Origin of the sequence: Streptomyces cellostaticus (genome assembly GCF_023630175.1) — a bacterium.
Taxonomy (GTDB): Bacteria; Actinomycetota; Actinomycetes; order Streptomycetales; family Streptomycetaceae; genus Streptomyces; species Streptomyces cellostaticus_A.
Genome location: NZ_JALLIN010000020.1, coordinates 29,955 through 42,205, shown reverse-complemented (window position 1 = coordinate 42,205; position 12,251 = coordinate 29,955). Strand labels below are relative to the sequence as shown.

Here is a 12,251-nt window from a genome sequence, read left to right as displayed (position 1 = left end):
GAATCGTGGACAACCTGATCGCGCTGCTCATCGCGGCGCCCCTGCTCGGAGCGGCCGTCCTCCTGGTCGGCGGCCGGCGGCTGGACGCCGTGGGCCACTGGATCGGCACGCTCCTGTCGACCACCTCCTTCGTGCTCGGCCTGGTCCTCTTCGCCGGCCTGCTCGGCAAGGACGCCGAGAACCGCACCCTGACCCAGCACCTGTGGACGTGGATCCCGGTCGGCGGCTTCCAGGCGGACGTCACCTTCCGCCTGGACCAGTTGTCGATGACGTTCGTGCTGCTGATCACGGGCGTCGGCTCGCTCATCCACCTCTACTCGGTCGGGTACATGGAGCACGACGAGCGGCGCCGCCGCTTCTTCGGCTACCTGAACCTGTTCCTCGCGGCGATGCTGCTGCTGGTCCTCGCCGACAACTACCTGCTGCTGTACGTCGGCTGGGAGGGCGTCGGCCTCGCCTCGTACCTGCTCATCGGCTTCTGGCAGCACAAGCCCAGCGCCGCGACGGCCGCGAAGAAGGCCTTCCTGGTCAACCGGGTCGGCGACATGGGCCTGTCGATCGCGATCATGCTGATGTTCACCACCTTCGGCAGCTTCGCCTTCGGTCCCGTCCTCAGCCACACCGGTGACACCTCCGAGGGCAGGCTCACCGCGATCGGCCTGATGCTGCTGCTCGCCGCGTGCGGCAAGTCGGCCCAGGTCCCGCTGCAGTCCTGGCTCGGGGACGCGATGGAGGGCCCGACCCCGGTCTCGGCCCTGATCCACGCCGCGACCATGGTGACCGCGGGCGTCTACCTGATCGTCCGCTCCGGCGCCATCTTCAACGCGGCGCCCGACGCCCAGCTCGCCGTCACCGTGGTCGGCGCCGTGACGCTCATCTTCGGTGCGATCGTCGGTTGCGCCAAGGACGACATCAAGAAGGCGCTGGCCGGTTCGACCATGTCGCAGATCGGCTACATGGTGCTGGCCGCGGGCCTCGGCCCCATCGGCTACGTCTTCGCGATCATGCACCTGGTCACCCACGGCTTCTTCAAGGCCGGGCTGTTCCTGGGCGCCGGTTCGGTCATGCACGGCATGAACGACGAGGTCGACATGCGCAAGTACGGCGCCCTGCGCACGTACATGCCGATCACCTTCGTCACCTTCGGACTGGGATACCTCGCGATCATCGGCTTCCCGTTCCTGTCCGGCTTCTACTCCAAGGACGCGATCATCGAGGCGGCCTTCGCCAAGGGCGGCACCCAGGGCTGGATCCTCGGGGGCGTGGCCCTGCTCGGCGCGGCCATCACCGCCTTCTACATGACGCGCGTGATGCTGATGACGTTCTTCGGGGAGAAGCGCTGGCAGCCGGACGCCCAGGGCCACGAGCCGCACCCGCACGAGTCCCCGAAGACCATGACGATCCCCATGATCGTGCTGGCCGTGGGCTCGGTCTTCGCCGGCTTCTTCTTCCACCTCGGCGACCGCTTCCTGCACTGGCTGGAGCCGGTCACCGGCCACAGTGAGGGCGACTCGCCGATCGGTGCCACGACGATCACCGGTGCGACCTTGGTCTGCCTGGTCGTCGGCGTCGGCATCGCCTGGGCGCGGTACGGCCGCAAGCCCGTCCCGGTGGTCGCCCCGCGCGGCTCGCTGCTCACCCGGGCCGCCCGGCGCGACCTGCTGCAGGACGACTTCAACCATGTCGTCCTGGTGCGCGGCGGCGAACACCTCACGCGCTCCCTGGTGTACGTCGACCACACCCTGGTCGACGGCGTCGTCAACGGCACGGCGGCCGGCGTCGGAGGCCTGTCCGGACGGCTGCGCCGGGTCCAGAACGGCTTCGCCCGCTCCTACGCGGTCTCGATGTTCGGCGGCGCGGCACTCCTGGTCGCCGCGACCCTGCTGATGAGGGCGGTCTGATACCGATGTCCTTTCCCCTGCTGACAGCGACGGCGGCGCTCCCCGCCCTCGGGGCGGTCGCCACGGCCGCCGTGCCGGCCGCGAGGCGCACCGCCGCGAAATGGCTGGCGCTGGTCGTCTCGCTCGCCACGCTCGCCCTGGCGATCACCGTCCTGATCCGCTTCGACCCGGGCGGCGACCGCTACCAGCTCACCGAGTCCCACGCCTGGATCGCGGACTTCGGGGTCAGGTACGAGCTGGGCGTGGACGGCATCGCGGTGGCGCTGCTCGCCCTGACCGCACTGCTGATCCCGTTCATCATCCTGGCCGGCTGGAACGACGCCGATCCGCTGGAGACCGGGAGCCGCCGCTGGCGGCCCACCCAGGGCTTCTTCGCGCTGATCCTCGCCGTCGAGGCCATGGTGGTCATCTCCTTCGAGGCCACCGACGTCTTCCTCTTCTACATCTTCTTCGAAGCCATGCTCATCCCGATGTACTTCCTCATCGGCGGCTTCGGGGACCGGGCCCACGAGCACGGCGAGGCGGCGGCCTCCACCCAGCGGTCCTACGCGGCCGTGAAGTTCCTGCTCTACAACCTGGTCGGCGGCCTGATCATGCTGGCCGCGGTGATCGGCCTCTACGTGGTCGCCGGGAACTTCAGCCTCCAGGAGATCGCGCAGGCGCGGGCGAACGGCTCGCTGCACATGGTGACCGGCACCGAGCGCTGGCTGTTCCTCGGCTTCTTCTTCGCCTTCGCGGTGAAGGCGCCGCTGTGGCCGCTGCACACCTGGCTGCCCAACGCCATGCAGGAGTCCACCGCCCCGGTCGCCGTGCTCATCACGGCGGTCGTCGACAAGGTGGGCACCTTCGCGATGCTCCGCTTCTGCCTCCAGCTCTTCCCGGAGGCCAGCAAGTGGGCGACGCCCGTCATCCTCGTACTGGCGCTGATCAGCATCGTCTACGGCGCGCTGCTCGCCGTCGGCCAGCGGGACATCAAGCGGCTGGTGGCCTACGCGTCGATCTCGCACTTCGGCTTCATCGTCATGGGCATCTTCGCGATGACCAGCCAGGGTCAGTCCGGCGCGACGCTCTACATGGTCAACCACGGCATCTCCACGGCCGCCCTGATGCTGGTCGCCGGCTTCCTGATCTCCCGGCGCGGCTCGCGGCTCATCGCCGACTACGGGGGTGTGCAGAAGGTCGCCCCGGTGCTCGCCGGCACCTTCCTGATCGGCGGCCTCGCCACCCTCTCGCTGCCCGGCCTCGCGCCGTTCGTGAGCGAGTTCCTGGTCCTGGTCGGCACCTTCACGCGCTATCCGGTGATCGGCGTCATCGCCACCTTCGGCATCGTCCTCGCCGCGCTCTACACCCTCGTCCTGTACCAGCGGACGATGACGGGCCCGGTGAAGCCCGAGGTGTCGGCGATGCCCGACCTGCGCGTGCGCGAACTGGTGGTCGTCGGACCGCTGATCGTGCTGCTGATCCTTCTCGGCGTCTACCCGAAGCCCGTCACGGACATCGTCGACCCGGCGGTCAGACAGACCATGTCCGACGTACACACGACCGACCCCAAGCCCGAGGTGGAGGCGGCCAAGTGAGCGCAACAGCCGTCCACAGCCTGTGGACAACCGCGGCCGACCCGATCTCGAAGATCGACACGCCGAAGATCGAATACGGACAGCTCGCGCCGACCCTGATCGTGCTCGGCGCGGCACTGGCAGGGGTGCTCGTCGAGGCGTTCGTCCCGCGCAGGTCCCGCTACTACGCGCAGGTGTTCGTCTCCGTCGTGTCGCTGTGCGCCGCGTTCGCCGCGGTCGTCGCGCTCGCGGCGAACGGCTACGGCACCACCAAGGCGCACATCGCGGCGATGGGGGCGATCGCGGTCGACGGACCGTCCCTGTTCCTGCAGGGCACGATCCTGCTGGCCGGCCTGGTCGGCCTGTTCACCTTCGCCGAGCGGCGCCTGGACCCGGAGGCGCACGGCAACCGGGTCGACTCCTTCGCCGCGCAGGCCGCCTCCGTGCCCGGCAGCGACAGCGAGAAGGCCGCGGTGCGGGCCGGGTTCACCACCACCGAGGTCTTCCCGCTGCTGCTCTTCGCCATCGCGGGCATGCTGGTGTTCCCCTCGGCCAACGACCTGCTGACGCTGTTCGTGGCCCTGGAGGTCTTCTCCCTGCCGCTGTACCTGCTGTGCGCGCTGGCCCGCCGCAAGCGGCTGATGTCGCAGGAGGCCGCGGTCAAGTACTTCCTGCTCGGCGCGTTCGCCTCCGCGTTCACCCTGTTCGGCATCGCCCTGCTCTACGGCTACGCGGGCTCGATGTCGTACGGGCGCATCGCACAGGTCGTCGACGGCACGGTCACCGGCGTCGACCCGGCGCTGGCCGGCACCATGGGCAACGACGCGCTGCTGCTGATCGGCAGCGCCATGATCGTGATGGGGCTGCTGTTCAAGGTCGGCGCCGTGCCGTTCCACATGTGGACGCCCGACGTCTACCAGGGCGCGCCCACCCCGGTGACCGGCTTCATGGCGGCGGCCACCAAGGTCGCGGCGTTCGGCGCGCTGCTGCGCCTGCTGTACGTCGTCCTGCCCGGCCTGCGCTGGGACTGGCGGCCGGTCATGTGGGCGGTGGCCGTCATCACCATGCTGGGCGGCGCGATCGTCGCGATCACGCAGACCGACATCAAGCGGCTGCTGGCGTACTCGTCCATCGCGCACGCCGGGTTCATCCTCGCCGGTGTCATCGCCACCTCGAAGGACGGGGTGTCGTCCGTCCTGTTCTACCTGGCCGGGTACTCGTTCGTGACGATCGGCGCCTTCGCGGTGGTGACCCTCGTGCGCGACGCCGGTGGCGAGGCCACCCACCTGTCCAAGTGGGCCGGGCTCGGCCGCCGCTCACCGCTGGTGGCGGCCGTGTTCGCGGTGTTCCTGCTGGCCTTCGCGGGCATCCCGCTGACCTCCGGGTTCGCCGGCAAGTTCGCCGTGTTCAAGGCGGCGGCGGACGGCGGCGCGGCCCCGCTGGTCGTGGTCGGTGTGATCTCCTCGGCGATCGCCGCCTTCTTCTACATCCGGGTGATCGTGCTGATGTTCTTCAGCGAGCCCAGGCCCGAGGGGCCGACCGTGGCCGTGCCCTCGCCGCTGACCATGGCGGCGATCGGCGTGGGCGTGGCGGTCACGCTGGTGCTCGGTGTGGCGCCCCAGTACTTCCTGGACCTGGCGAACCAGGCGAGCGTGTTCGTGCGCTGACGCCCGCCACGCCCGTCGCCGGGGCCCGGTCCTCACGCGGACCGGGCCCCGGCGCGTGCGGGCGGCGCCGGCCGGCGGACCGCGGCCGGCGAGCGGGACGGTGCACGATCCGCTTGTGGACAACCGCGGAGGTGTCGGTGCGGGCGCCTATCGTGGACGCAGTGGTCGAAGGACCACGCACGGGGGACAGGACACGGGGACCGGGCGATGGGCGCGACGGGCGGGATCAGGGAGATGCCACACATGACCGAGGGGCCGGGCACGGCCGACAGCGAGGCGCTGGCCACACTGCACCGGGTCTTCGGGTACGGGGCCTTCCGGGGCGAGCAGGAAGCGGTCATCGAGCATGTGGTGGCGGGCGGCGACGCCGTCGTGCTCATGCCGACCGGCGGCGGCAAGTCGCTGTGCTACCAGATCCCGTCCCTGGTCAGACCAGGTACGGGCGTGGTGGTGTCGCCGCTGATCGCGCTGATGCAGGACCAGGTGGACGCCCTGCGCGCGCTCGGCGTGCGAGCGGGCTTCATCAACTCCACCCAGGACTTCGACGAGCGGCGCGTGGTAGAGGCCGAGTTCCTCGCGGGTGAGCTGGACCTGCTGTACCTGGCACCGGAGCGGCTGCGCGTGGCGGCCACGCTCGATCTGCTCTCCCGCGGCAAGATCTCCGTCTTCGCGATCGACGAGGCGCACTGCGTCTCCCAGTGGGGCCACGACTTCCGCCCCGACTACCTGGCCCTGGCGATGCTCGGTGAGCGCTGGCCGGACGTTCCGCGGATCGCCCTCACGGCCACGGCCGCGCACGCGACCCACCAGGAGATCACCCAGCGCCTGGGCATGCCGGACGCCCGCCACTTCGTGGCGAGCTTCGACCGGCCCAACATCCAGTACCGGATCGTGCCCAAGGCCGATCCCAAGAAGCAGTTGCTCGGCTTCCTGCGGGAGGAGCACCCGGGCGACGCCGGCATCGTCTACTGCCTCTCCCGCAATTCGGTGGAGCGCACCGCCGAGTTCCTGAGCGGCAACGGAATCGAGGCGGTCCCGTACCACGCGGGCCTGGACGCCGCCACGCGCGCGGCCCACCAGTCCCGGTTCCTGCGCGAGGAGGGCCTGGTCGTGGTCGCGACCATCGCCTTCGGCATGGGCATCGACAAGCCGGACGTGCGCTTCGTCGCCCACCTCGACCTGCCCAAGTCCGTCGAGGGCTACTACCAGGAGACGGGCCGCGCGGGCCGCGACGGACTGCCCTCCACCGCCTGGATGGCCTACGGCCTCAACGACGTCATACAGCAGCGCAAGCTGATCCAGTCCGGTGAGGGCGACGAGGCGTTCCGCCGCCGGGCCGCCGCCCACCTCGACGCGATGCTCGCCCTGTGCGAGACCGCCCAGTGCCGGCGCGGCCAGCTCCTGGCCTACTTCGGGCAGGAGCCCGGCACCGCGGGATGCGGCAACTGCGACACCTGCCTCACCCCGCCCGAGACCTGGGACGGCACGGTCGCCGCGCAGAAGGTGCTCTCCACGGTGGTGCGGCTGCAGCGGGAGCGCGGGCAGAAGTTCGGTGCCGTGCAGATCGTGGACATCCTGCTCGGCAAGAGAACCGGCAAGGTCATCCAGTTCGACCACGACCAGCTCTCCGTCTTCGGCATCGGCGAGGACCTCACCGACGGCGAATGGCGGGGCGTCATCCGGCAGTTGCTCGCCCAGGGACTGCTCGCGGTCGAGGGGGAGTACGGCACGCTCGTCCTCACCGGGGCCAGCGGATCCGTGCTGCGCCGCGAGCGGGAGGTGCCGCTGCGCAAGGAGCCGAAGAAGCCGGCCGCCTCACGCGGGGGCTCCTCCTCGGGCCGGGGTGAGCGCAAGGCCAAGGCCGCCGCGGCCGAGCTGCCGGGCGAGCTCCTCCCCGCCTTCGAGGCCCTGCGCGCCTGGCGCGCCGAACGGGCCCGGGAGCAGGGCGTCCCGGCGTACGTCATCTTCCACGACGCCACACTGCGGGAGATCGTCACCTGCCGGCCCGGCTCGGTGCGGGAACTGGGCACGGTGGGCGGCGTCGGCGAGAAGAAGCTGGCGACCTACGGGGAGGGCGTGCTGGAGGTGCTGAACTCCCTGCGGGAGCCCGGCTCGGCGGGTACCTCCGCGGCGGCCGCCGTCCCCTCCGCCGCGGCCGAGGAGGCCCCCGAGGACGACTGGGCGGAGCGGGCGGAGGAGCCGGAGCCCGACGACTGGGCGTAGGGCGCACCGGGTGCGGCGGCCGTCGTACCGCGGCGCGTCCCCGGACCCCGCGTCCGGGGACGCCGGCCGCTGGTGCGCCGGACACCTTGTGCCGCCGCTGTTCCGCTCCGGTGCGGCCACGGGTCCGCCGCGGTCAGGACAGCGCCGTCAGTCCCGGGGCGAAGGTGATGAGCAGCGGCAGCAACGGCACCAGCGCGGCCACCGTGGTGGTCAGCGCCCGGTGCCGGCGCAGCAGCCGCGGCGGGGGTTCCAGGAGCCGGTCCACCCGCTCGCCGAGGAGCCGGTGGCTGGAGGCGCAGGACAGCACGCCGCGGTGCTGGTTCAGCTCGATCAGGGCGAGGGCGGTGGTGAGGTGCCCGCAGCGGCGGGAGGCGGTGTCGTCGGCGGCCAGTTCGACCAGGCGGTGCGTCTGGTCGCAGAAGTGGGCGAAGAGCGGGACGCCCGGGAAGCCCGCGGCCAGCGCGGTGGACAGGTGGAGCAGCCAGTCGTGGTGGGCGCGGGCGTGGCCGCGCTCGTGGGTCAGGACGGCGTCCAGTTGCCGGCCGGTGAGGCGGCGCAGCGCCCCGGTGGTGACGACGAGCTGGGGCGGGTGTCCGGGCATCCACCAGGCGTCCGGGTACTCGTCCTCCAGCACCAGCATCGGGCCGCGGGTCGCCGGCAGCCCCGCGGGCAGATCGGGCGCGCGTTCCCGCAGGTGCGCCCGGGCCTGGCCGCGGCGCCTGCGGGCCTCGGCGAGTTCCCGGGCGAGCATCGCCGTCGTCCAGGCGGCCCCGCAGGCCAGCAGCAGCGTGAGGGCCACGGCCCAGACCGGCGCGGTGGACAGGTCGTAGGCGGCGGTGACGGCGGGCGGCGCGGGGGCGAACACATGGTCGCGGACGGTGTGGAAGACGGCCGCCGCGCCCAGGACCAGCGCGGTCAGGCAGCACAGCAGGACCGTGGCGACCAGGCACTGCCACACCCACAGGGCGACCACGGGCTCCCGCTCGGTCCAGTCGGCCCGGGTCAGCGCACGCGGTGCCGGTACGGCGGCCGTCAGGGCGACGACGCTCAGCAGGAGCAGGCAGACCGTCATGCCGGGGCTCCGGTTCGTCTCGGAGAGATGCGGGTGTCGGGTGGCGCCGGGGACGTGCCCGGGGCGCCTCGGGTGAAGCCGTGTCCCCGCCAGTATGACGGGGACACGGGGTTCTGGTCAGGTGTCCGGCGGGGATCGCCTCCGGCGGGTCCAGTTGGCCCCGTTCCCGCGGGCACGTGGTCCCGCCGGCCCCCGCGGGCCGTGCCTCAGCCCGACACGATCCGCCCGGCGACCTCACCGAGCCCGACCCGGCCGCCGTCCGGACCCGGCGCCCACGCCGAGAGGGTCACCACGTCCCCGTCCTCCAGGAAGGCGCGCTTGCCCTCGGGGAGTTCGAGCGGTTCGCGGCCGTTCCAGGTCAGCTCGAGCAGCGAGCCGCGCTGGTCCTGCGCCGGGCCGCTCACCGTGCCCGAGCCGTACAGGTCGCCGGTGCGCAGCGAAGCGCCGTTCACCGTCATGTGCGCGAGCTGCTGGGCGGCGGTCCAGTACATGGTGGAGAACGGCGGCTCGGACACCGCGTGACCGTTGATCGTGACGGTGATCCGCAGGTCGTAGCCGCCGGGTTCGATGCCGGGTGCGGCGTCGTCCAGGTAGGGCAGCAGGGGGTGCGTGCGCTCGGGGGGCGTCACGCGGGCGTGCTCCAGCGCCTCCAGGGGGGTGATCCACGCCGACACCGAGGTGGCGAAGGACTTGCCGAGGAAGGGGCCGAGCGGGACGTACTCCCAGGCCTGGATGTCACGCGCCGACCAGTCGTTGAGCAGGCACAGACCGAAGACGTGCTCCTGGAAGTCGCCGAGTGCGACGGGCGTGCCTTGTTCGGAGGGCGTGCCCACCACGAAGCCGACCTCGGCCTCGATGTCCAGCCGGACCGAGGGCCCGAAGACCGGCGCCGGGTCGCCGGGGCCCTTGCGCTGCCCCGACGGGCGGACGACGTCCGTGCCGGAGACGACCACCGTGCCGGAGCGGCCGTGGTAGCCGATCGGCAGGTGCTTCCAGTTGGGGGTCAGGGAGTCCTCGGCGTCCGGGCGGAAGATCTGGCCGACGTTCCGGGCGTGGTTCTCCGAGGCGTAGAAGTCGACGTAGTCCGCGACCTCGAAGGGCAGGTGGAGGGTCACCGACGACAGGGGGTGGAACAGCGGCTCGATCGTCGACCGGTGCGAGGGGACGGTCACCCACGCCGTCAGCGCGCGCCGCACGTCCGACCAGGCCGTGCGGCCGGCGGCCAGCAGCGGGTTGAGGGTGGCCTGCGCGAGCAGGGAGACGTACGGCGAACCGAGGGCGGCGGCCGCGGCGCCCGCGTCGAGGACGTGGTCACCGAGCCGGACACCGACCCTGCGCTCCGTGCTGCCGGAGGGTGAGAACACACCGTAGGGAAGGTTGTGCGGGCCGAAGGGGTCGCCCTCGGGGACGTCGAAGGGGGGCATGGGGTGCTGCCTCACTCTCATCCGGGCCATGCGTGGCGATGCGTTCCATGTGATCGCGCCACACGTTACGGCCGGGACGGGTGTCTTGGGCAGTGCCGCAGGGGGTGTCCGTCCGATGTCCGAAGAGTTCGCAATGCCCGCATGCCCCTGTCGAGGGTGGCGCTCACGGCGCGGTGCCCTTCGGGTGACGCGGGCGGGGCCCGAAGGAGAGGCACCCGGCCGCGGCTCGCGGCCGGGACCCGAGGAACGGTCACCGCCGGGGGGTGGCGCCCCGGGAGGGGGCGCCAAGTCCCGCGGGAACCGGGTGAGTCGGCGAGGAGCGCGGTCCGTATTCTCTGATCATGGCCGCACCTCCCGCATACGCACTGATCGCCACCGACCTGGACGGGACGCTGCTGCGCGGCGACGACAGCGTCTCCGACCGGTCGCTGGCGGCGCTGGAGCGGGTGGCGCGGGCCGGTGCCCGGCACCTGGTGGTGACGGGCCGCCCGGCCCCCCGGGTGCGGCCGCTCCTGGCCGCCCTCGGCTGCACGGGGCTCGCGGTGTGCGGCCAGGGAGCGCAGGTGTACGACGCCGGCACCGGTCGCCTGCTGTGGTCGGTGCGGCTGGACCGGGAACTCGCGGAGGCCGCGATCGGCAAGATCGAGGCCGAGGTGGGGCAGGTCTTCGCGGCCGTGGACCAGGACGGCGTGGACGGGCTCACCCTGATCGAACCCGGGTACCTGATGCCGCACCCGACCCTGCCCGCCGTACGGGTAGGCCGGCGCGACGACCTGTGGCGCGAGCCCATCAGCAAGGTGCTGCTGCGCCATCACGCCCTGTCCGACGACGAGTTGGCCGCGACCGCGCGCGCGGCGGTCGGCTCGCTGGCCACGGTCACCATGTCGGGGCCGGGCACGGTGGAACTCCAGCCCTGCGGGGTCACCAAGGCGACCGGTCTCGCACTGGCCGCCGGGCATCTGGGGATCGCCGCCGAACGGGCCCTGGCCTTCGGTGACATGCCCAATGACATCCCCATGTTCGAGTGGGCGGGCCGGGGGGTCGCCATGGCCGACGCGCATCCCGCGCTCAAGGCGGTCGCGGACGAGGTCACGACGTCGAACGAGGACGACGGCGTCGCCGTCGTCCTCGAAGGACTGTTCCCGGCCGGCCGACCGGGACACGGGTAGCGGCCCGCGGCGGGCGCCGGTCAGGTGGCGCCCGCCGCGGGTGCCGGTCAGTAGGCGCCGAAGACGTTGTCGATCGATCCGTAGCGGGCGGCCGCGTAGTTGCAGGCGGCCGTGATGTTGGCGACCGGGTCGTAGGGGTCGAACGCCGTCCCGGCCACGTGGTACGTGTTGAAGGTCGGGTCGATCACCTGGAGCAGGCCCTTGGACGGGGTGCCCTTGGCCGCGTTGGAGTCCCACAGGTTGATGGCGCGCGGGTTGCCCGAGGACTCGCGGATGATGTTGCGGTGGATGCCGTTGTAGGTGCCCGGGATGTGCTTCTCCGCCATGATCGCGAGGGACTCGCGGATCCAGCCGTCGAGGTTGTTCGGGTATCCGGCCAGCGTGGTGCCGGTCGAGCCGGTGGAGTCGGCCGCGGAGGCGCTGGTCGCGCCGACCACGGGAAGGGCGAGCACGGCGGCACCGGTGCCGAGGACGGCGAGCTTGCGGACGAGGCGGCTGGTGCGGACGCGGCGGGGCAGGGCGAAGGCAGGCATGGGGACGTTCCTCTCCGTCGCCTGCGAGGTGAGCTGTCGGGTTCGGGCGGGGAGGTGCCCGGCCGTGCCGCCCCCGAGGCGGCACGACTTCACCCCTTGCCGTTCCGGTGACGACATGGGTCGTCCGGTCCGGCGAACTTACCTGGGTCCCCCGCTCCTGCCGTACGAATTGGTTCGTCGATGGGTGGTGCCGGGCGGCGGCAGGATTCGGCGTTCCGCTCGGCTGGCCGGGAACGTATGCGAGAGCACATGTCCGGAACAAGTGTCGGATTCACGTAAAGGCCAAGTTGACCTTGTTCTGTTCCGTTTTGGGTGCTTGATCCTTTGCTACTGCCAACGCTCAACTCGCCCATGGGGCAAGGGGAGGTGGGGGGAGGTCGGGCCCTGTGCGCCGACCGGGGCGCGTGACCCAATTCACGAAATAGCAAAGTATTCCAAATCAGACATGAGGGATTTGGGGGCGGGAGGGGGAAACGGGGGCGGGGTGCCTCGCGAGATGCCGTATGGCCGATTTGCTACGCGTCGTAAAAGGAATATTAAGGGGCCTAATGTCCGTATTATCGGGTGGTCGGCGGTGTGCCGACCTCGGTCCGATGCCCTCCGTGCCGGACCGGTGGGCGCCCTCGGTGATCGAAACAGGACCGGATACGCTGACTTGAGTGAGGGCAGCGACCTATCGACAAACCGTGTAACCGCCATCAGACAG

General features: G+C 71.4%; 8 protein-coding genes and 1 riboswitch. Of the genes, 5 read left to right on the top strand and 3 right to left on the bottom strand.

From position 1 onward, the window contains the following. Nucleotides 1-5: 5 nt before the first annotated feature. The 4 genes from nuoL (at nt 6) to recQ (ending at nt 7,347) form a co-directional block, all read left to right on the top strand. Entirely contained in the window at nt 6-1,901 is a 1,896-nt protein-coding gene (gene nuoL, locus MXD57_RS14825; protein WP_250401886.1) for an NADH-quinone oxidoreductase subunit L, read from the top strand. Nucleotides 1,902-1,906: 5 nt separating this feature from the next. Then, nucleotides 1,907-3,478 (top strand): NADH-quinone oxidoreductase subunit M, encoded by a 1,572-nt coding sequence (locus MXD57_RS14820; protein ID WP_250401885.1) that lies wholly within the window; start codon nt 1,907-1,909, stop codon nt 3,476-3,478. Next, complete coding sequence (gene nuoN, locus MXD57_RS14815) at nt 3,475-5,124, top strand: NADH-quinone oxidoreductase subunit NuoN (RefSeq protein ID WP_250401884.1); 1,650 nt, start codon at nt 3,475-3,477, stop codon at nt 5,122-5,124. Before MXD57_RS14820 ends, nuoN begins: the two co-directional genes overlap by 4 nt. A gap of 207 nt (nt 5,125-5,331) precedes the next feature. Next, nucleotides 5,332-7,347 carry a DNA helicase RecQ gene (gene recQ / locus MXD57_RS14810; protein ID WP_374114696.1) on the top strand — a complete coding sequence of 672 codons (2,016 nt, stop codon included), beginning with the start codon at nt 5,332-5,334 and terminating at the stop codon, nt 7,345-7,347. 133 nt (nt 7,348-7,480) lie between these two features. On the opposite strand, the gene MXD57_RS14805 is transcribed toward recQ, so the two are convergent. Both MXD57_RS14805 and fahA read right to left on the bottom strand, forming a co-directional pair. Beyond that, nucleotides 7,481-8,419 carry a M56 family metallopeptidase gene (locus MXD57_RS14805; RefSeq protein WP_250401882.1) on the bottom strand — a complete coding sequence of 313 codons (939 nt, stop codon included), beginning with the start codon at nt 8,417-8,419 and terminating at the stop codon, nt 7,481-7,483. A gap of 206 nt (nt 8,420-8,625) precedes the next feature. Beyond that, a complete protein-coding gene (fahA, locus tag MXD57_RS14800) occupies nt 8,626-9,843 on the bottom strand; it encodes a fumarylacetoacetase (protein ID WP_250401881.1) in 1,218 nt (405 codons plus the stop codon). Between the two features lie 341 nt (nt 9,844-10,184). Here fahA and MXD57_RS14795 point away from each other — a divergent pair, with 341 nt between their 5' ends. Beyond that, the gene (locus tag MXD57_RS14795; RefSeq protein ID WP_250401880.1) at nt 10,185-11,012 is read left to right on the top strand and encodes an HAD family hydrolase; all 828 of its coding nucleotides are present in this window, start codon (nt 10,185-10,187) and stop codon (nt 11,010-11,012) included. Nucleotides 11,013-11,059: 47 nt separating this feature from the next. Here the strand turns inward: MXD57_RS14795 and MXD57_RS14790 are convergent, their stop codons facing one another. Then, nucleotides 11,060-11,545, bottom strand: a complete 486-nt coding sequence (locus tag MXD57_RS14790) for a transglycosylase SLT domain-containing protein (RefSeq protein WP_250401879.1) — start codon at nt 11,543-11,545, stop codon at nt 11,060-11,062. Between the two features lie 3 nt (nt 11,546-11,548). After that, nucleotides 11,549-11,735, bottom strand: a riboswitch (cyclic di-AMP (ydaO/yuaA leader). Nucleotides 11,736-12,251 lie beyond the last annotated feature (516 nt).